Origin of the sequence: Kitasatospora saccharophila, assembly GCF_039529925.1 — a bacterium.
GTDB lineage: Bacteria > Actinomycetota > Actinomycetes > Streptomycetales > Streptomycetaceae > Kitasatospora > Kitasatospora saccharophila.
Window position 1 is genome coordinate 37,520 of the sequence record NZ_BAAANS010000053.1, and the last position, 20,439, is coordinate 57,958.

The 20,439-nt window shown below is 73.8% G+C and carries 16 protein-coding genes; 10 read left to right on the forward strand and 6 right to left on the reverse strand.

What is annotated here, in order from left to right; all coding sequences use genetic code 11:
* Window positions 1–16 precede the first annotated feature (16 nt).
* On the reverse strand, window positions 17–508 hold the full coding sequence (locus ABD345_RS30560; RefSeq protein ID WP_344556841.1) for a VanZ family protein: 492 nt from the start codon (window positions 506–508) through the stop codon (window positions 17–19).
* A 331-nt stretch (window positions 509–839) separates the two neighbouring features.
* Between ABD345_RS30560 and ABD345_RS30565 the strand changes: the two genes are divergently transcribed.
* From ABD345_RS30565 to ABD345_RS30575, 3 genes are all read left to right on the forward strand, one after another.
* Entirely contained in the window at window positions 840–1,229 is a 390-nt protein-coding gene (locus tag ABD345_RS30565; protein WP_344556842.1) for a VOC family protein, read from the forward strand.
* A 44-nt stretch (window positions 1,230–1,273) separates the two neighbouring features.
* Entirely contained in the window at window positions 1,274–1,765 is a 492-nt protein-coding gene (locus tag ABD345_RS30570) for a MarR family winged helix-turn-helix transcriptional regulator (protein WP_344556843.1), read from the forward strand.
* A gap of 67 nt (window positions 1,766–1,832) precedes the next feature.
* Window positions 1,833–3,428, forward strand: coding sequence for an MFS transporter (locus tag ABD345_RS30575; protein ID WP_344556844.1), 1,596 nt, complete (start codon window positions 1,833–1,835; stop codon window positions 3,426–3,428).
* Between the two features lie 124 nt (window positions 3,429–3,552).
* Here the strand turns inward: ABD345_RS30575 and ABD345_RS30580 are convergent, their stop codons facing one another.
* Both ABD345_RS30580 and ABD345_RS30585 read right to left on the reverse strand, forming a co-directional pair.
* Entirely contained in the window at window positions 3,553–5,736 is a 2,184-nt protein-coding gene (locus ABD345_RS30580; RefSeq protein WP_344556845.1) for an RICIN domain-containing protein, read from the reverse strand.
* A 37-nt stretch (window positions 5,737–5,773) separates the two neighbouring features.
* Entirely contained in the window at window positions 5,774–7,240 is a 1,467-nt protein-coding gene (locus ABD345_RS30585) for an RICIN domain-containing protein (RefSeq protein ID WP_425556894.1), read from the reverse strand.
* Window positions 7,241–7,678: 438 nt separating this feature from the next.
* On the opposite strand from ABD345_RS30585, the gene ABD345_RS30590 reads away from it, so the two are divergent.
* On the forward strand, window positions 7,679–8,587 hold the full coding sequence (locus ABD345_RS30590) for a nitroreductase/quinone reductase family protein (protein ID WP_344556847.1): 909 nt from the start codon (window positions 7,679–7,681) through the stop codon (window positions 8,585–8,587).
* 191 nt (window positions 8,588–8,778) lie between these two features.
* Window positions 8,779–9,198: a MarR family winged helix-turn-helix transcriptional regulator gene (locus ABD345_RS30595; protein ID WP_344556849.1), complete on the forward strand. Its 420-nt coding sequence runs from the start codon at window positions 8,779–8,781 to the stop codon at window positions 9,196–9,198.
* A 37-nt stretch (window positions 9,199–9,235) separates the two neighbouring features.
* Here ABD345_RS30595 and ABD345_RS30600 read toward each other — a convergent pair whose 3' ends face one another.
* Window positions 9,236–10,120 (reverse strand): hypothetical protein, encoded by an 885-nt coding sequence (locus ABD345_RS30600; protein ID WP_344556851.1) that lies wholly within the window; start codon window positions 10,118–10,120, stop codon window positions 9,236–9,238.
* Between the two features lie 91 nt (window positions 10,121–10,211).
* On the reverse strand, window positions 10,212–12,317 hold the full coding sequence (locus tag ABD345_RS30605) for a serine/threonine-protein kinase (RefSeq protein WP_344556853.1): 2,106 nt from the start codon (window positions 12,315–12,317) through the stop codon (window positions 10,212–10,214).
* A 1,437-nt stretch (window positions 12,318–13,754) separates the two neighbouring features.
* Here ABD345_RS30605 and ABD345_RS30610 point away from each other — a divergent pair.
* From ABD345_RS30610 to ABD345_RS30630, 5 genes are all read left to right on the forward strand, one after another.
* Complete coding sequence (locus ABD345_RS30610; protein WP_344556855.1) at window positions 13,755–15,791, forward strand: methyltransferase domain-containing protein; 2,037 nt, start codon at window positions 13,755–13,757, stop codon at window positions 15,789–15,791.
* Between the two features lie 151 nt (window positions 15,792–15,942).
* The gene (locus tag ABD345_RS30615; protein ID WP_344556857.1) at window positions 15,943–16,278 is read left to right on the forward strand and encodes a hypothetical protein; all 336 of its coding nucleotides are present in this window, start codon (window positions 15,943–15,945) and stop codon (window positions 16,276–16,278) included.
* 819 nt (window positions 16,279–17,097) lie between these two features.
* Window positions 17,098–18,060: a quinone oxidoreductase family protein gene (locus tag ABD345_RS30620; protein ID WP_344556859.1), complete on the forward strand. Its 963-nt coding sequence runs from the start codon at window positions 17,098–17,100 to the stop codon at window positions 18,058–18,060.
* Between the two features lie 30 nt (window positions 18,061–18,090).
* Window positions 18,091–18,693, forward strand: a complete 603-nt coding sequence (locus ABD345_RS30625) for a TetR/AcrR family transcriptional regulator (RefSeq protein WP_344556861.1) — start codon at window positions 18,091–18,093, stop codon at window positions 18,691–18,693.
* A gap of 243 nt (window positions 18,694–18,936) precedes the next feature.
* Window positions 18,937–19,434 (forward strand): rhodanese-like domain-containing protein, encoded by a 498-nt coding sequence (locus ABD345_RS30630; protein WP_344556863.1) that lies wholly within the window; start codon window positions 18,937–18,939, stop codon window positions 19,432–19,434.
* 151 nt (window positions 19,435–19,585) lie between these two features.
* Here the strand turns inward: ABD345_RS30630 and ABD345_RS30635 are convergent, their stop codons facing one another.
* Window positions 19,586–20,374, reverse strand: coding sequence for a LysR family substrate-binding domain-containing protein (locus ABD345_RS30635; protein ID WP_344556867.1), 789 nt, complete (start codon window positions 20,372–20,374; stop codon window positions 19,586–19,588).
* Window positions 20,375–20,439 lie beyond the last annotated feature (65 nt).

The following is a 20,439-nucleotide window of genomic DNA, read 5'->3' on the forward strand; positions in this document are numbered from 1 at the left end:
ACCCCGGCCCCGGCGGTCAGGGCCGTTCGTGCAGGGTGCGGCCGATCCGCCGGCCCAGCAGGAGGTGGGCGAGCAGGGCGCCGAGGGTGTTGAGCAGCACGTCGTCCACGTCGAAGGCCCGGCCCTCCACCAGGAGGCCCTGGGCCGCCTCCACCGTGACCATCACCAGCGCGGTCAGTGCCGTCGCGGCCAGGACGCCGCGCATCCGGGGGAACAGCACCGGCAGCAGCACGCCGAACGGCATGCCCAGCAGGAGGTTCCCGCCGACCTGCTGGGCCGCGGCCCGGACGGCGGGCTGGTCCAGGTAGCCCCGGAGTGAGGCGCCGAGGTGGAAGTTGGGGTGCACCAGGTCCCGCGCGCCGGGCTCCGGCACCAGCGTCACCCGGGCCAGCCCGACCGCGAACACCACGGTCAGCACCAGCCCGGCCAGCAGGACCAGCCACCGGACGGCCAGCGACAACGGCCCGCGCCGGTGCAGGAACGGGCGGGGGCCGGGCCGCTCCGCCACGGCCGGGGCGGCTGCGGGCCGGGGGCGCCAGGTGCTCCAGCGCCTCCAGTGCCGGGCGGAGCCGCTCCCGCCCGTCGTCCCCGTCCCCGCCTCTACCGTCCCCGCCTCTACCGTCCCCGTCTTCTCCGGCCCGCTGCCCGTCGCTGCCGTCCGCTCTCTGCCCACGGTCGAAGTCCTCCCCTTCACGCGTCTTCACGCGTCCGATCCGCCGCTCCCGGTTCCGTGCCTGCGCCGGATACCCCGGGGCGGCGCCCCCATGCCGGTCCGTCCAGCGTCCGGTCCGGCGTGCCCCGTTCGCCTTCCGGCGCGTCGGTGGGGGAGACTCGCGGGCATGGTTTCGATGGTGCAGAACGTGGCGGTGGACTGCGCGGACGCCTACGGACTGGCGCGGTTCTGGAGCGCGGTGACGGGCCGTCCGGTCGACCCGGAGTGCGCGCCGGGGGACCGGGAGACGCAGGTGTCCCTGGCGGACGGGCTGGTGCTGTACTTCAACCAGGTGCCCGAGCCCAAGAGCGGCAAGAACCGCGTCCACCTCTGCCTGCGCCCGGAGACCTCGCGCGACGCGGAGGCGGAACGGCTGCTGGCCCTCGGCGCGGCCCTGGTCGGCGACCACCGGAACGCGGACGGCACGGGCTGGGTGGTGCTGGCGGATCCGGAAGGCAACGAGTTCTGCGTGCTGCGCGGCACGGCCGAGCGGGCCGGGGCCCCGGCCCCCGAGTAATGGGTATGTTGACATAGGTATCTGCGGATACCTAAAGTGAGCCCGTGCTCGACTCCAGCGCCCCCGGCGGCGACGCGGACCCCACGGCCTCCGTGCTCGTGGCGCTGCTGCCCGCCCTGAACCGGGCCCTGGAACGGCGGCTCGCGCGGGACTTCCCGTACCCGGCGCTCTCCGAGGGGCAGCTCGCCCTGCTGTGGCTGGTCGAGGAGCGGACCGGCATCACGGTGCGGGAGAGCGCGCGGGTGCTGCAGATGAAGCCGAACAACGTCAGCGCGCTGGTCTCCCAGCTCACCGAGCAGGGCCTGCTGGAACGCCGGGCGGACACCGCGGACAAGCGGGTCGCCCACCTGCACCCGACGCCCCTCGCCCTGGGCCGCCTCGCCGAGGCGCGGGCGCTCAAGGAAGCGCACCTGACCCAGCTGCTCGCCGCCCTGACCGACGGCCAGCGCGGCGCGCTCGGCTCGGCCTGCGGCGCGCTGGAGGCGCTCACCGCGCTGCTGTACGCCGACGGCGACAGCAGCGACCCCGTCGGCTGACCGCCCGCCGGCGCGCCCCCTTTCCCCCTCCCCTCGTACTCGTCACTCGTACAGACAAGGCAGTTCCATGCCCGTTTCCCAGGCGGGGCACCCCGTCCTGCCCGCGCACTCCCCTCCGGCGGCCGTTCCCGGTGCGGGCGGGTTGCGCGCCAATCCGTGGCTGACGCTGGTCGCCGTCGCGATCGGCCTGTTCATGGTCAACCTGGACGGCTCGGTGGTCTCGATCGCCAACCCCGAGATCGGCCGCGACCTGCACGCCTCCACGGCGGGGCTGCAGTGGGTCACCAACTCCTACCTGCTGGCGATGGCCGCGCTGTTGATCCTCGGCGGCAAGCTCGGCGACCGGTTCGGGCGCCGCACCTTCTACCTGGCGGGCGTCGCGGGCTTCGTGGCCGCCTCGGTGATGATCGGACTGGTCGGATCGATCGGCGGGGTCATCGCCTTCCGCGCCCTGCAGGGCGTGTGCGCCGCGCTGCTGATCCCCAACACGCTGGGCCTGCTGCGCGCGGTCTTCCCGCCGCGGCAGTTCGGCACCGCGGTGGGCCTGTGGGCGATGGTCGCGTCCTGCTCGACCGCGCTCGGCCCGATCGTCGGCGGGCTGCTGGTCGAGCACGTCAGCTGGGAGTCGGTGTTCTTCATCAACCTGCCGATCGGCCTGGCCGGGCTCGCCTTCGGCGCGCTGGTGCTGCCGCAGAGCAAGGACTCCACCGGCCGGCACCGTTTCGACCTGCTCGGCGTGCTGCTGCTGGCGCTCGGCCTGGTCGCGCTGGTCTTCGGCGTGGTCAAGGGCGAGAGCTGGGGCTGGGGTTCGGCCGGCACGCTCGGCGCGATCGCGGCCGGACTGGTGCTGCTGGCGCTGTTCGTCCGGCACGAGACCCGGGTGGCGCACCCGCTGCTGCCGATGCGGCTGTTCCGCAGCCCGGCGCTGGGCATCGGCACGGTGGTCACCGCGGTCAACTTCTTCATGCTGCTCGGCGTGATCTTCTTCCTGATGCTGTACCTGCAGAACGTCCGCGGTCTGACCCCCGTCCAGGCGGGCGTGCGGACCCTGCCGCTCAGCCTGGCCTCGGTGGTCGCCGCCCCGCTCGGCGCCGCGCTGACCGGACGCCTCGGCCCCCGCTTCACCATGCCGCTCGGCATGGCGCTGGAGGCCGTCGCCGCGTTCTGGCTGCTGAGCTGGGACGCGCACTCCCCGTACGCGGCGATGTGGCCGCCGTTCGTGCTGACCGGTCTCGGCGTCGGCATGGTGATGGCGGCCTCCTCGGACGCCATCGTCGGCAGCGCCCCGGTGCGCGACGGCGGGGTGGCCAGCGGACTGCAGTCCACCGCGCTGCAGGTCGGCGGCGCGCTCGGCACCTCCGTCCTGGTCTCGCTGATCGGCAGCCGGGTCGGCTCCACCCTGCCCGGCGCGCTCACCGCCGCGGGCGTCCCCGCCGACACCGCAGGGCAGTTGGCCACCGCCAAGGACGCGGTGGCGATGGGCGTCGCCCCCGTCAGCGGCACCATGCCCGCCGACCTGCGCGCCGCCGTCACCGAGGGCGCCCACCACGCCTTCCTGAACGGCGTGCACACCGCGGCCCTCACCACCGCCGTGCTGTGCGCCCTCGGCGCGCTGCTCGCCCTGGCCGGACTGCCCAAGCGGCTCGCCCCGACCGGGAGCTGACCGCACGGCCGCCCCGACCGGGAGCTGAACGCACGCCGCCCCGACCGGGAGCTGAACGCACGGCCGCCCCCTCCCGCACGGAGGGGGCGGCCGCTTTCCGGTGGGGGCCGGGCCTACCGGGGTCCTACGGGTACGCGACCAGGTTGGCCACGTTGGTGCTGGAGTTGGACGGTCCGCCGGTCGAGTTGATGACGTGGGCGATGGTGCCGGTGCCGCCGAGCGACACGGTCACCATGTCGTGGAAGCGGACGCCGGAGCGGTTCGGGACCTCGAAGGAGTGCTCCTCGACCACGGCCGGGTTGACGTTGAAGTAGGCGTAGGAGCCCAGGCCCCAGGCCTCGTGGCCGGTCACCGAGTCGGCGACCTTGTAGGCCGGGTAGCCGCGGGTCGAGCCGTTCATCCAGGCGGCCTGGTTCGGCGGGTCGTACGGCAGCTCGTTCTGGAAGAAGTACGTGCGGCCGTTGTTGCCGTTCCAGATCACCTGGGTCTGCTGGTAGTGCTCGACGAACAGGCCGTACATGGTGACGTCGTTGCCGTTGACGACCAGCCCGTTGGCGGCGGTGTTGCTGGTCCAGCCGACCCCGCTGCCGTGGTCCGCGCGCCACAGCCACATGTGGTCGCCGATCACGTTGTTGGAGTTGACCACCAGCGACTGGGTGGCCTTGCCGACGCCCGCGCCGCCGATCCGGAAGAACACGTCGTGCAGCGAGGTCGGGTCGGCCGAGTGGTTGGCGGAGGAGCCCGCCGCGCCGATCTGCATCAGCACCGGGGAGTTGGTCGTCCCGGCGTCGATCAGCAGGCCGGCCAGCTTGACGCCGTCCACGTCCGCCACGTTCACCGCGGTGATGCCGTTGTCCGGGACGAGGGTGGCCAGGCCCAGGCCGAGCACCACGGTGTCGGCGCGGTTGACGTTCAGGGTCTGGTTCAGGTGGTAGACGCCCGGAGTGAACAGCAGGTTCTTGCCCTGGGCCAGCGCCGCGTTGATGTCGGCCGCGGTCGCGCCCGGCTTCACGATGAAGAACTGGTCGATCGGCAGCGAACTGCCCTGCTGCGCGCCGCCCGCCCAGGTGGTGCCGGAGGTGTTGGAGCGCAGCGCCGGGACGAACACCTTGTAGGCGCCCGCCGCGTCGACGTACAGGAAGGGCTTCTCGCGCACCACCGGGGTCTGGTTCACGGTGGTGTAGGGCGGGTTGGGGAAGGAGTTGGCGGGCGCGTTGACGTCGCCGACGAACACCATGTTCCAGTTGGAGCCGGTCCAGCTGCCCCACTGCGAGTTGCGCGACAGCCACTGCTGCTGGGAGCCGGAGCGGAGCTGGCCGTCGATCTTCGAGTCGGCGATGAAGCCGCCCGAGGACCAGCCGCCGTCGTCCAGCTGCAGGTTGCCGCGCACGTGCATCCGGCGGTAGGGCGCGGCCTGGGAGACCGCCCAGCGGTCGGTGCCGCCGGTCGGGTTGACCGACAGGTTCTCGGCGGAGCGCCAGAAGTTCTGCGTCGCGTTGCCCTGGAACCAGTCGGCCTCGGCGTGCACCGCGCCGTTGATCGTGACGTCGTCCGGGGACAGGCCGAGGCCCGCCACCTGGGTGTAGAAGCCGACGTTGGCGTCCACGCCGTAGCTGCCCGGCTTGAACAGCAGGGCCTGGCGCTGGGTGCCGAACTGGTTGGACTCCTGCTGCGAGAAGACCGCGTTCAGCTTGGCCTGGATGGTCGCGGTGGGCGTCGACGGGTCGAAGACGGTCACGTTCGGCCCGAAGTCGGGCGTGCCGGGCGGGTTCGTGACGGTGCTCCCGAAGGTGAAGGACTGCGCGGCGCTGCCGTTGCAGGCGTACTGCTGCAGCTGCACCGCGTCCGCGGTGGAGGCGCTCGGCACGTCCAGGCACTTGCCGCTGTTGCGGTTGACGAAGTGGTACGCGCCGCCCGCCTCGGCGACCGCCTGCCACTGCTGGTTCAGGCCGCCGCCGTACGTCCACAGCTGGACCTTGGCCGCGTCGGCGGTGGAGACGTCGACGACGTCCAACGCCTTCGACGTGTCGTTCTGGTTGTTGATCCGGACGTACCCGTTGCCGAGGTCCTGCAGCTGCCACTGCTGGGCGGTGGTGCCGTTGCACGCGTACTGCTGGACGGCGGTGCCGTTGGCGGTGGCGGCCGCGGCGGCGTCCACGCACTTGCCGGAGTTCTGCGCCACCAGGGTGGTCGCCCCGGTCGGGACGGCGGCCAGCGCGGACGGGGCGGGGGCGAGCAGCGCCGCGGAGGAGGCGAGCAGGCCGGCCGTGGCGGTCAGCGGGAGGATCCTTCTTCTACTGCTGCGCATCGGGGGCTCCTTTCTCAGGTCGAGGGCCGACGGGCGGTCAGGCGGGCAGGTTCCACTGCTGGTTGGCACCGGCGAAGCAGTCCCAGATCTGCAGCCGGGTGCCGTTCGCCGAGGACGGGCCGGTGGCGTCCAGGCAGCGGCCGGAGGCCGGGTTCACCAGGGTCTTGTTCGACTGCGCCTGCCACTGCTGGGCGGCGGTGCCGTTGCAGTCGTAGAGCTGGGCCTGGGTGCCGTTGGCGGTGCCGCCGGAGGTCAGGTCCAGGCACTTGCCGAGGGCCCGGATGGTGCCGTCGGTGCCGACCGTCCACTGCTGGGCGGTGGTGCCGTTGCAGTCGTACAGCTGCACGGCGGTGCCGTTGGCGGAGCTGGCGGACGCCACGTCCACGCACTTGCCGCCGTAGCCGGTGATCTGCCCGGTGCGGCCGCCGCTCGGGGGCGGGGTGGTGGAGCCGCCGGTGATCGCGTTGAAGGTCTTCGCGAACTGGTAGGCCGACTGCGGGGTGCCGCTGCAGGTGGAGGAGAGGGTGCCGTTGGTGGCGCACGCCTTGTCGCGGCCGAGGGCCCAGAAGGCGAGCAGCTGGATGCCCTTGGACGCGGCGAAGGACTCCAGGGTCTGCGCGTTGGCGGTGGAGAACACCTCGGAGGTGGTGTCGTTGACCCCGATCATCGGGGTGTTGCCCTCCATCGCCCACAGCTGGTCGGAGGTCTTGGAGGTCCAGATCTGGCCCAGCTGGGTGTGCAGGCCGTTGGCGGCGCTGATCGCGGCCTGGCCCATGTCCATCGGCGAGCCGTAGTCCATCGTCATGATGTTGACGGCGTTGACGGTCAGGCCGCGGCTCTTGGCGTTGTTCAGCAGGCTGATCGAGTTGGATTCGAGCCCCGAAGGGCTGACCGGCAGCGTGTAGTTGACGTCCAGCCGCTTGCCCGCGGCCGCCTGGGCCTGCTGGAGCTGGGCCAGCGCCTGGTTGCGGCGGTCGTTGGCGGCGGTGTCGTTCAGCGCGCCGCCCTCGATGTCCAGGTCGATCCTGGTCAGGTTGAGCGCGTCCACCACCCGCTTGTACTGGGCCTGGAGCGTCGAGACGCTGGTGCACGCCTGGCCCAGCTCGGTGCCGGAGGCGCCGCCGAAGCTGGCGATCACGTCGCCGCCGGCCGCCCGGTGCGCGTTGATCGCGCTGGTCCAACCGGCGTCCGTGATCGAGGTGTTGCCGTTGAACGTGGCGTTGCAGCTGCCGTCGCTGATCACGAAGGCGAGGGTGACGTACTTCAGCCCGCCGCTGTTGCGGGCGTCCGCCAGGGTGTTCGGCGAGTTCCAGGTCTCCAGGTACGGCGCCGCGTAGTGCGCCGGGAAGCCCGGCCCGGCGTTGGCCGCGGCCGAGGCCGGGCCGGCGCCGGCCACCAGCAGGCCGGCCACCGTGGCGGGCAGGGCGACGGCGGCCGCGGCGGTGCGCAGGGCCGTGCGGGAACGGGCGGCGCGCGAGGCCGTGCGGGGACAGTCGGCGCGCAGGGCCGTGCGGGAACGGGGGCGGATCAAGGCGGCTCCTCGTGGGGGAGAACGTTCACTCGTTCATGAAGTGAACGCGAAGCGATGCCTGAGGGAGCGTCCGGAGTGGTCCGGGCAGGGCCGAACATCCCCCTGACGGGGGATGAACATGGTGGTGGCCAGCAGCCCTGCCGGCTTTGGTCTGGACCTTTTTCAAGACGTGAAGTTAGGGCTGTCTGCGCGACCACGTCAACCCCTGTGAGTACAGGAGTCGAAGAACGTGTGCGGAGCAGGCGGGCGGCTGGCCGTGGTGCCGGGTGCGGCGCGGGGCGTGGTGCGGGGCGGGGCGTGGTGCGGGGCGCGGTTGACCGCTGTTCCGGGGTGTGCCTAGATTGTATTTGCTTGCAAATGCTTATGGGGCGCGGTACCGGCGACGGGCCGTGCGGAACGGGGAGGCACACCATGGCCGAGGACTTCAACCGGCAGGTCATCGAACGGTTCAGGGCGAACGGCGGGCAGGTCGACGGCTTCCCCGACCTGCTGCTCCTCACCGCCGCCGGACGGCGCACCGGCAAACCCCGCACCACCCCGCTCGCCTACCGCGAGGACGCCGGACGCTACCTGGTCTTCGGCTCCAACGGCGGCGCCCCGCAGCACCCGCTCTGGTACCGCAACCTGCTCGCCGCCGGCGGCGGCACCGCCGAACTCCCCGACGGCGCGGGCGGCACCGTCGCCCACTCCGTCCGCCCCGTCGAACTCGACCCCGACGAACGCGCCCGCCAGTACGCCGAACAGGCCCGCCGCGTGCCCGCCTTCGCCGAGTACGCCGACCGCGCCGGCCGGACCATCCCGGTCATCGCCCTGCACCCCCTCGACCTCTCCGGCGACCCCGCGCTGCCCGCCGCGATCGTCGGACAGCTCCGGCTCCACCACGAGGACCTGCGCCGCCAACTCACCGACCTGCGCGCCCGGTTGGACGGTGCGGGTGCGGGTGCGGGTGCGGGAGCGGGGACGGTAGTGGGGACGGGCGCCGGTGTCGCGTCCGGGCCCGACCTGGCCGCCCAGCTCCGGGCCCACTGCCTGAGCTTCTGCCACGGCCTCGACATGCACCACATCCGGGAGGAAGGCGCGTTCACCGCCTTCCAGCGGCAGTACCCGCAACTCACCCCCGCCCTCACCCGGCTGCGCGCCGACCACCGCACCGTCGCCGAGGCCCTCACCCGCTTCGAAGCCCACCTCGCCACCCCCGGCGCCGACGACCCCGCCACGCTGCGCGCCGAACTCGACCGGCTCACCGACGGCCTGGAGGCGCACTTCGCCTACGAGGAGGAACACCTGCTCGCCACGTCCGCCCCGCACCCCGAGCGCTGACCGGCCGTCCGGTACCGTGAGGTCCGGCCCCGCAACGGCGGGTCCGGACCTCGACGCGCACCGACCCGGGAGGGCGCATGACCGGCCCGTCCGCCCCGTCCGGACCTGGAGCGAGCCCCGGTGGGGGCCCCGGAGACGGCCCCGGCCAGTGCCTCGGAGACGGACTGTCCGCGGACGACGCCGTCCGGGCGATGCTGCTGCTGATGCCCCGGGTCGCCGCCCGGGTCAAGCGGACCGCCGTCCCCGAGGCACTGGCCGGATTCCAACTCGCCCCCCGACACCTCTCGCTGCTGGCCTACCTGGTCTTCGACGGACCGATGCCGGTCGGAGCGCTCGCCGAACGCCTCGAAGTCGCCCACACCACCGCCAGCCTGATGATCGGCGACCTCACCCGCCAGGGCGTCCTGGAACGCCACCCCGACCCGGCCGACCGGCGGCGCACCATCGTTTCGCTGACCGCCGACCCCACCACCCGCACCGCCGTCGAACGCTGGCTCGCCAACGGCTCCGCCTCCTGGCGCACCGCGTTCGCCCCCCTCACCCCCGCCGAACGCACCCTGTTCGTCCGCACCATGGCCGCCTACGAACAGGGCGCCGCAGACGCCGACTGACCCCGGCCGCGAGACCCGCTCCCGGCCGCGAGGCCCGTCAGGCCGACTCCCACCGCTGCACCGTGTCGCCGTCCGCCGAGACCGTCGCCCAGGCGCCGCCGCCCGCCGTGAGGACCGGGCCCGTGGCGGGGGAGTCGGTCGGGTAGGCGATCTCGCCCCGCAGGGCCAATCCTGACGGACGGCCGGTGGCCGGATCGGTCAGGACGTCGACCAGCCAGTGCCGGGCCCGGCCGGATTTCCGGTCGGACTCGGACGTCCCCACGACGAGGGTGTCCTCGTCCAGGAACGCCGCGTCGAAGTCCCAGTACACCCAGTCGTTGACGTTGCCGGCGTCACTGCTGCCGCTGCTGCCGTTGTCCGGTGGCGGGGGCACGGTGCCTTCGGCGTCCAGTTGGGCCAGGGTCTGCCCGCTGTCGGCGTCCAGCAGGAGCAGCGACCACTGGCCGGTGTCGACTTCGAGCAGTCGCCGTCCGGACGGGTTCACCGCCAGCAGGAACTCTTCCTCCGCGCGCCGCTCGACGACCAACTGCCGTCCGTCCCACCGCCCCCGCAGGGTGGGCGAGCCCTCCTCGCCCACACCGATGTTCAGCCCCATCCGGGACGGATCCGGACCGGCGAGGTGGACAGACCCCGAGGCCACGGTCTCCGTCGCCGCCCGGCCCAGTACCCGCCCGGTCGCGGCGTCCAGCACCAGCCACAGCTCGTGACCGTCCGCCGGGGCTGCGTCGTCGCCCTCCAACGGCCCCGGCACGTGCGCCCACAGCAGTGTGCCGTCCGGGCCGGGGGCGACCGAGCCGCCGTCCGGGAAACGGTGTCCGGGGTCGTCCGCGTACGCCTCGAACGACGGGTGCGGCGACCCGCAGACCCAGCAGCGGCGACTCGACTCGAACGGACGCTGGCTGTGCTGGACGACAGCGTCCACCACCGGGCGCGCTGGGGAACCGGCGGGGCGAGTCGGGCTGGGGTGAATCGGGCTGGGGTGGGTCGGGTTGTGGTGGGTCGGGGCGGTGCGGTCAGTGGTGCGGGCTCCGGTTGAGCAGGAGGTTCCGGTGTTCCGCCAGTGTCATCGAGCGGGGGCGCAGGACTGCGGTCGCGGCGTCGTGCTCCCTGGCGAGGGTGAGAGCCGCTGCGGCGGCCGCCACGGACAGCGGGGCCGACCGGCTGACTTCCCAGAGCAGGACCTCCAGCCGACCGTGCTGGCCCGCCCGACGGAACCCGGTCACCAGATCGGGGAACTCCGTGGGCGCGCGCACCGACGGGGCCAGCCGGACCAGTTGCGCCGCGACCGCGAACTGTCCGGAGGCGTGGAACGCGGCCACCACCGCGCCGAGCTCGGCCGCCGGCCAGGCCCGGGCGACTGCCGACACCAGGTCGTCCGGTGAGATCCCCGAGTGCCTGACCTGGTGCAGGGTGGGCAGCCACTCGGCCCGGAAACGGGCCGGGCCGGAGGGTTGCGCCCTGATCCAGTCGAGGAACGCGGCCTCGTCCGCGTCTCCTGCGGCGGTGAGCGTGCCCACCGCCGCGACCACTGCCGCGAACGGCGGCACCACGGGCCGGGTGGCGAGGGTACGCACCCCGCGGGCGAGCCGGGCGAGCAGTGCGGTGCGCTCCGCCTCGACGGCGCGCGTGCGGAGGGCGAGCTTGGCGTACAACTCGGTACGGCCCGCCGTGCCGGGAACGACCGGGCGTGGTGTCAGGGACGATGCCACTGGTGGCGCCGGGGGCGGGATGTGTGGGCCAGGGGCTCCTGGCTCAAGCGCGGCGGTCAGCATGCTGAGCCGGAGTTGCTGGTCGGCCGCGCGCAGTCCGGCCAGGACGGCGGGGAGTTCGGCGGGTTCACGGTGGGTGGGGATGCTGCGGACGATCTCGTTGGCGAGGCGGGAGAGCCGGGCGTTCTCGTAGGTGGCCAGCAGTGTGCCGAGGCTCGCGGCCGGCCAGGCCCCGGCCACCGCGGCGACCCAGGCGCCGGACTGGTAACCGCGGCCGTGCCGGGCCAGCATCCGTTCTGGTGACGGGAGCTGACCGGCGGCGTGCAGGGTGCGGATCCAGTCGACGTACACCGACTCCTCGGCGTGCGGACCGGGTTCCGGGACGGTGGCCGGCAGGGTGTCCGCCAGGAGGGTCGGGGCGGGTGCGGGCAACGGGGCGGTCACGGCTGTCGGTAGGGCAGCCGGAGGTGGGCCGATGGGCGGCGAATCGACCCGGGCTGGATCGACCCGGGCTGGATCGGCCTGGGGCAGCAGGCGAACGGTGTTCCGGTCGGCCGGGAAGTGCACCTCCGGGGCGGGGGCGGGAGCGGGGAAGCCGGAGAGCCGGCGGAGCCGGTCGATCACCTCGCTGGCCGACCGGGGGCGCTCGTCCGGATCCTTGGCGAGCAGGTCGAGGACCAGACGGTCGAGTTCCGGAGGGACCGGGCCGGGGGCTTCGTGGCCGGGAGGCCGGGCCGGTTCGGACAGGTGACGCAGCATCAGCGGGACGGGGTCGCCCGCGCCGAACGGTGGGCGCCCTGTGAGGAACTCGAACAGCACGCAGCCGAGCGCGTACAGGTCTCCGCGGTGGTCGCCGGAGCGGCCGTGGAAGCGCTCCGGCGGCATGTACGCCATGGTGCCCATCACCCGGCTGTGCGAGTCGGATCGCCCCTCGCGGTGCTTGGCGATGCCGAAGTCGAGGATCTTCAGCCGTCCGTTCCGGGCGAGGAACAGGTTGGCGGGCTTCAAGTCCCGGTGAACCACCCGCGCGGCGTGAGCGAACGCGAGCGCGTCGCAGAGCTGGAGCGTCCAGCCCACGGCCTCGGCGAGCGGCGGTGGGCCGTCCGCCCGCAGTCGGACGGCCAGGTCGGTGCCGGTGAGCAACTCCATTACCAGGTAGGCCGTTCCGTCCGGTTCGTGGCCCAGGTCGTGGACGGTGACGATGCCGGGGTGACCGAGGCCGGCCGCGAGCCGGGCCTCGTTGAGGAACAGCTCGGTGCCGCGCGGGTCGTGCAGGTCGGTGTGCAGCAGCTTGACGGCCACCCGGCGTCGCAGCGCCGCGTCCCACCCGTGCCAGACCTGGCCCATGCCGCCACGGCCGATCAGCTCGTCCAGCCGGTAGCGCGCGGCGAGTACCCGTCCTGCGGCCAAGAGTGCCTCCCCGATCTCCCCGACCGTGACGCGCCGCGGCGGGACGCGGGACGTGCGAGCCGGCCTGTCCGGGAATCTACCAGCCCGCTTGGCGGCCGTACCGCTGTCGCGGAACCATCCCCGGTCAGCTAGCGGCCCGGTGCGCAGACCCCCGGTATGTGGGCCTCCGACGGCGGGGTGTGGCGGCCCCTGGCGGAGTGGTACGGCTTCGGATGGGTAGTGCGGGTGAAGGGTGGGCCGGTCGGATCCGCGGCCTGCGGGGCGGTGAAGTTGGTGTGGTGGGTTCGGCACCGGTCGGAGGAGCCGCCGACCACGACCCACCTGTCGGGGGCCGGTACGTGGTCGAGCCGCTCCTGCTGGCCACGGGTCGGGGCGAGCCGTTCCTCGGGGCCGAGGCGCGGTGTCGGCCGCGAGGGCTGCTGCCCCGGATCCGGCCCGGTCTCCCGGGCCCGTACCCGCTCGCCGGGCTGCGGCCGCGGCGGCGACTCCAGCCGCCGGTGTCGTGTGGACGGAGAGCGCGCGGGGCCGAGCGCCCACCAGGAGCAGGCCGCCGCACCCATCGCCGTCACGGCTGCACCCCAACGCAGCCCGGGCCTGTTGAGCACTGCGCGAACGTCCATCACCGGCTCCTCCACTTCCTGACTCGGCGTCATGTCGTCCTGTCCGGGCGGCACCGGCATCTGGCCGGCGTCGTCGATCCCAAGGTTCGCCGATCGCAAGGGCTCTGTCTCTGGAGCCTCCTACCGTCTTTTCGGTGAGGCTGGGTGCACCAACAAGACGGTACTTGGCATGAGTGACGCTCGGTGCTCGCCTCGTTACTTTGGGGGCATGCGAATCCTTGCTCAAGTGATCAGTTCTCGTGGGCCCGTGCCGCTGCCCGTGCGGCTCGGCCGTCCAAACTCCTTCTGGGCACGCCTTCTCGCGCTCCTGCCACTCCAACACGCGCCGGACGGCGTCGAGTTGCCGTGCGCCGGAGCGGTGCGGGCCGGCGACGCCCCGCGTCATCGCCTCCCGCGCGGCCGGGCCGCGGGCGTCGCCGAGCTGGGCCGTTGCCACCGCTGTGTGCCTGTCCGGCAGGTCCGGCGCCGTATCACCTGGCCGCGACAGGCAGGCGGTGATGCGGGCTGCGGCCGTCCTGGCCGCCAAGGCCGAGCGGGAGTGCGCGGCCGCCGTTCCCGTAGTGCGCGGCCGGGCCTGATGCCGCCTGGCCCGGCGCGGCTGTCCCAGACGCGGTCGGGCCCGATGCGGCTGCTGCTGATGCTGCTGAGTGCGATGCTGCCGAGCAGGGCGTTGCCGAGCACGGTGTCGCCGAGCACGACGCGGCCCGGCACGGTGAACGGCGTGGTGCGGACGGGCGATCGGCGGAGGGGACGGAGTGGTGGGGAAACGGCGGAATCCACCATGGAGAGGGAGCGGGGCTGTGGCAGGGTCACTGCCATGCCCTTCGACCACAACGACCACTACCACCGCCTCCTGCTGCGCCAGCTCCCGTCCGGCTGCCGCACCGCGCTCGACGTCGGTTGCGGGACGGGCCGCTTCGCCCGGCGACTGGCCGCGTCGGGGATCGAGGTGGACGCGCTCGATCCCTCGGCGGAGGCGATCGAGGCCGCACGGGAGTTGACCGCCGCCGGGGCGGGCGGTGGTCCGGGCGACGGGGCGCCGAACTTCCGGCACGCCGACGTGACCCGGAGTGAACTGCCCAGGGCCCACTACGACTTCGTCTCCTGTCTGGCCAGCCTCCACCACGTGCCGTTCGACACCGTCCGGGCGCTGCGGAAGTCGCTGGCCCCGGGCGGGGTGCTGGTCGTGCTGGGCTGCTACCCGGAGAAGTCCCGGACGGACTGGCTGTGGAGCCTGGCCGCCGTCCCGGTCAACGCGGTCGCGCGCGCCCTCGTCGCGCTCACGGAGCGGCTCCGCGGCACCGCCCCGGTCGGGCCGGGTGCGGTCCGGGCGCCGGTGAAACCACCGACGATGACCTACGCGGAGACGGCGCGGGAGGCTGCCGTGCTGCTGCCCGGTGCCCGGGTGCGGAGGCTCCTGTTCTGGCGGTACCTGCTGGTCTACCGCGCCCCGGTCGCCGCCGGGGACGGGAACCCGGCGGCCCCGGGCGGGGACGGCGCCGGTGCCCGGGCCCGGAACGGCGCCGAAGAAACCGTCGCCGCTCCGGAACACCGTCATGACCACGACCGTGACAGCACCATGACCGTGACAGCCCGTCTGGTCGCCACCTGCGCCGCCCCCTTCCCCTACGCGAGGCCGGACGACGGGCCGTCCGTGGAAGTGACGGCCGGGCGGCGGCGCCTGGTGCAGCGGGGGGACGCAGAGGTGGTGGTCCGGGAGTTGGACCGCTCCGATCCGGCGCGGGTCGTCGCGGAGACCCGGTTCCCGACACCGTGGCCGCGCGGGGTCGGCCAGTACGCGGTGGCTCCCGCCGGTGACCTCGCCGTCTTCGCCGGACCGTACGCGCTACGGGCGGTAGACCCTTCCGGGGCGCTCCGCTGGGAGGTCCGGCACCGCTGCTGGGCCGGATGCGACGGCCACGAAGCGGACGGGGAGCACCTGAGCAGCCGGGAACACCGGTACGGGGGCCGCGGATCAGTGGCCTTCTCCGCCGACGGCGCCCTGGTGTGGGCCCACGTCCGGGGCCCGCTGGTGCAGGACGGCCCGGGGGCGGGCCGATCGACGGACGAGTGGCTCGTCCTCGACGCCACCGACGGCACGGTACTGGCACGGACGGAGACGGGTACGGCAGCCGTCGGCTCGTTCCACGTGCCGCATCCCGACCCGCAGCAGATGGGACTCAGCCTCGGCGAAGGACAGGACGGCACCCCCCTGCGGTGGGGCCGCTGGAACGGCGGGGCCCGCATCGCGGTCGACCGGTTCCAGGACGAGGATCTCGTCCTGCTCGCGGTCAGCGCTTCCGGCCACCGACTGCTGACCGTGACGCACGCCCAGAACCGCCTCGCCGTGCACCGGACCTCCGACGGAGCCGTGAGCGCGGCACTGCCCGCCGACCTGCTGCCCCCGCACCCCGACGCCACCCCGAACCCCGCTCCCGCCCCCGATCCCGCCCCCGCTCCCGACTACTGGGAGGAACCACAGGTCTACTTCGACTACACGGGCGGGTTCCTCGACGAGGAGACGGCCATCGTGGGAACGGCCGAGAGCGACGACGAGCACGGCACCGGTCGGCACTGGCTCGCGGAGTTCGCGGACCACGCCGAACCCCGGGTGACCGCACAGGTGCACTACCCCTTCCCGGTGACCGGCCTCGTCCAGGGGCTCGGCGACGGTACCTGGTTCACCAAGTCCGCGCAGGACGGCGTCGTGCACCTCTGGACCCTGGACGGCCCGAAGTCCGCCCACCAGGCCCAGGCCCAGGTCACCGCCCCGCCCCCGCAGCCCGGAAACGGATCCGGGACACCCGGGCCGGCCGGGACGGTCGGGGCACCCGGGAGGCCCGGTGCCGCGTAGACCTCCGCGCACGGTGCGCGCCCTCCCGGCGGGTGCGGACGGCAGTCCCGGCAGTCCCGGGCGGCGACAGGGGCAAGGGCAGGGCCCGCTACCGGGCCGGGTCAGCACGCTGCTGACCGGTGTCTGCCCGGGGCCGCCGCAGTGCGGGGCCGTGCACACGTACCTCTTCGTGGACGGCCTCGACCTGATCACGCGCAGCCACGTCGGTGCGGCCGGCGCACCGCCGGGCCTGCTGCTCCGCCCCGGCGGCCCGCTCTGGCCCACCGACCGGGCCCGCACCGTGAACGTGGCCGCGCTGGGGCGGGACGGGAGCGACGCGCCCGAGGTCGAGATCCGGGTCCGGCTGCGGGGGCGGAACGTGGTGTGGAGCGGTCTGATGTACCCCGGGGTCGACGGCGGCGCCATCGAGGAGGTCCGCTTCGACCTGCGGCAGTACGCCGCCGAACTGGAACGGGGGTACGCCTGCTGGGGCGCCGGGAGCATCTGAGAGGACGAGCAAGGGTGCGGGGGTTCTCCGGCTGGAGGGTGGCGAGGAGCACGGGGAGACGAGTGATCACATCCCTGGTAGCGCACCGGCGTTCACCGTGCGGCGGCGCTTTCGGGTCTGGCACTACGCCGTCAGCCACATGACGCTCCTGCTGCGCGGCGCGGCCTGGAACGAGGGGAGGAGACAGTCGAAGCCTGGTTCGGGGAAGTGGTGGCGATGAACCTGCAGCAGAGTTTCGACCCGCTGACCGTCCGGGGGCGCGACCCGGACGGGCGCGCGCGACTGCTGGCCCACGCGACGGGCCGGATACCACGATCCTGTCCGCCGTCCGCCGTCCGCCGTCCGCCGTCCGCTGCTGCACCTGGTCCTGGAGTCCGGCGGACCCGCCGGGTTCGTGGTCTGCGCCCGGAGGCGGGTCACGGCGACGAGCCGCACCCGGGCTGGTGGGCGCACCCAGGTCGGCTTCGAGGCCGGACGCCTGCTGTGGGGCGCCGGCCCCACCGGCCGCCCGGCGCTCCGCCACGACCACACCCGGCACGAGGCCGGACGCGAGTTCCTCCGTACGTTGCGCGCCGTGGAAGCTACCGCCGAACAGATCGGGCCCGTCGAGCACGCTGGGCTCCCCAAGTCCGCCGAGCAAGCTGAGCCCGCCGAGCCCGCCGAACAGATCGGGCCCGTCGAGCAGGCTGCGCCCGCCGAGCAGCCCGGGGCTGCCAGCCGCACCTGGGCGCGCTTTTCTGGACTTGCTGGTCCATTTTTCGCTGCCTAGCGTGCTGAGCGTGCCCGGGTGCCACCGGGCCCGAACAGGAAGGCTGTCCCATGCACGCGATCCGGATCGAGGAGCACGGCGGCCCCGAGACCATGCGCTGGACCGAACTGCCCGACCCCGTACCGGGCCCGGGGGAGGTGCTGGTGCGGCTGGGCGCGGCCGGGGTCAACTACATGGACGTCGGCGCCCGTGCCCAGGGCGGACCGGGCTGGGCGGCGCCGACCGGCCTGGGCGTCGAGGGGATGGGGTACGTCACCGAGCTCGGCCCGGGCGTCGACGGCCTGGCCACCGGGGACCGGGTGGCCTGGTTCTACCACCCCGGCAGCTACGCCGAACTGCTGGCCGTCCCGGCGGAGGCGCTGGTCAAGGTGCCCGACGGAGTGTCGGACGAGGTCGCCGGCGGCCTGCTGATGCAGGGCCTGACCGCCAACCACCTGACCACCGAGACCTACCCGGTCACCCCCGGCAGCACCGCCGTGGTGCACGCGGCGGCCGGTGGCGTGGGTCGGCTGCTCACCCAACTGGTGAGGGCCCGCGGCGGCCGGGTGATCGGCCTGGTCTCCCGGGAGGAGAAGGCGGTGGTGGCGGCGGAGGCCGGGGCCGACCACGTCCTGGTCCACTCCGGCGCCGGGTTCGAGGACCGGATCCGCGAACTCACCGGCGGACGCGGGGCCGACGTGGTCTACGACGGCGGCGGCGCGGACACCTTCCGCTCCTCCCAGCTCTCGCTGCGCCCGCACGGCGTGCACGCCTACTACGGACCGTTCATGGGCGTTCCGACCCTGCGGCCCACCGACCTGCCCAACAGCATCCTGCTCAGCTACCCGGTCGTGCACCACCACGTCGCCACCCGCGAGGCCCTGGTGCGGCGCTCCGGCGAGGTGTTCGACCTGGTCCGGGACGGGCGGCTGGTCCAACGGATCACCGGCCGCTACCCCCTCGCCGACGCCGCCCGCGCGCACGCCGACCTCGAATCCCGCCGCACCACCGGCAAACTGCTCCTGCTGCCCTGAACCACCGTCCCGCCCCACCGGAGGAGAACCGTGCCGCTGACCCGCAAGGGCGCCGCCACCCGGCAGCGCATCGTCGAAGGCGCTGCCGAGCAGATCCGCGAGCACGGGGTGTTCGCTGTGCGGCTGGAAGACGTGATGGCCCGCACCGCGACCAGCAAGAGCCAGCTCTTCCACTACTTCCCCGCCGGGAAGGACGACCTGCTGCTCGCCGTCGCCCGCCACGAGGCGGCCCGGGTGATCGAGGACCAGCAGCCCGAGCTGGGCTCCCTCACCTCCTGGGACGCCTGGTGGCGGTGGCGTGACAAGGTGATCGCCCGCTACCGCGCCCAGGGCGTGAACTGTCCCCTGCACACGGCACTCGCCCAGCTCGGCGGGGCCACCGACGCCACCCGGGCGGTCACCTGCGAACTACTCGCCCAGTGGCAGCGCCAACTCGCTGCGGGCGTTCGCCACCTGCAGGACGACGGCACGGCCGCCCCGACCCTGGACGCCGAGCGGGAGGCCGCCGCGCTGCTGGCCGGGATCCAGGGCGGTGTGCTGATCCTGATGGCCACCGGCGCCACCACCCACCTGGAAGCCGCCCTGGACACCGGCCTCGCCCGCCTGCGCGGGGAGACGGAGGCGAGACGGTGAACGGGGAGCGGTGAGCGGTGAGCGCGGGACAGCGCGCACCGCGGGCTGGCGGCCGGGCTGGCGGGATCTTGACGGCCGTAGGCGGTCACGCCACTCGTGGGGCGGGTGCGCGTACCGCGAGACTGGAGCCGTCGCCGACCGGGCGACCGGAACGGCCACCGGCCACCGGCCCCGGAACCCGCTCCGGAGCAGCACCCGGAGCCCCGGCCCCGGAACCCCGCACCGTCAGAAAGAGGCACCTCCATGTCCGCCGCCGACGTCACCGCCACCGCCGCTACCGTCACCAGCGCCGTCCTGAGCGTCCCCGCGGCGGCCCCGGCCGCGGCCGCCGCCCACTACGCGGCGCGGCTCGCCTTCGAGGCGGACGTCTCCGACGTCCACGCCGACCTGGCCGCCGGCGTGCCCGGCACCGTGGTGGTCGACACCCGCAGCAAGGCCGCCTGGGACCAGGGGCACATCCCCGGCGCCGTCCACCTCCCCACCGCGCAGATCGCCGAGCGGGCACCGGAGTCGATCGACCCGTCGCTGACCGTGGTCACCTACTGCTGGGGCCCCGGCTGCAACGGCGCCACCCGCGCGGCGCTGGCCTTCGCCCGGCTCGGCTACCGGGTCAAGGAGATGCTCGGCGGCTTCGAGTACTGGGCCCGCGAGGGCTTCGCCTACGACACCGCCGCCGGTACCGAGCAGCGCCCGATCGACGACCTGACCGCCCCGCGCTCCGGCATCTCCTGCGCCTGCTGAGCCTGCTGAGCCGCGCAAGCACGGCCAGCCCTACAAGCCCGGTCATCGCAAGCACCGCAAGTACCGGAGGCACCACAAGCACCGCAAGTACCGCAAGCAGGGCAGGGCCTGCAGGGCCGCCGAGGCGTGGCGGGCCCGCGCGGGCCGGGGCTCAGGCGCGGTACGCGGCCGTCGCCGTCTCGACGAACGCGCGGACCAGCGGGTCGCCGCTGCCCTCGTTCCACGCCACCACCACCCTGCTCGGCGCCAGGTCGACCAGCGGCACCACGGCCAGCTCGGCGGGCAGCTCGTGCCCGAGCGGCATCAGGCCGATCGTGCCGCTCCACACCACGGCCTGCAGGCACTCCTGGACGCCCCGGACCACCGGCCCCTCGCGCGGGACGCCGCCGTGCCAGTACGCCTGCCACCGCGGATCGGTGCCCGGCGGGAACCTGAACCAGCGCCGGTCGGCCAGCTCGGCGAGCCGCAGCCGCTCGCGGCGGGCCAGCGGGTCGTCCGCGCGCACCACCACCCCCACCGGATCGGCCCGCAGCGTGCGCACCGCCAGGCCCGTCCCGTCGAACGGCGCCCTGGTCAGCGCGACGTCCACCAGCCCGGCGCGCAGCCCGCAGGTCGGATCGGTCAGGTCGGTCTCCCGGACCCGGACGTCGACGTCCGGACGGCTGCGGCGGAAGGCGGCCGCCGACCGGGACACCCCCGGATCGGTGCCGTCGCCCAGGATGCCGACGGTGAGGCCCGTGCGCCCGGCCGCCGCGGCCACCCGCGACCGGGCCCGTTCGGCGCCGGCCAGCAGCGACCGCGCCTCCTCCAGCAGCACCGCGCCCGCCGCGGTGAGCGCGACGCCGGAGGGCGAGCGGACGAGCAGCAGCGCACCGAGGTCGGCCTCCAGTTGCCGGACCGCCCGGCTCAGAAAGTGTGGGGTAATTAGCTGATTACTGATCGTTGAGGTCGTCGGCGAGGCGGCGGGCTGCTTCGGTCTCGATGGGGCCGCGTGGTTCGATCTCC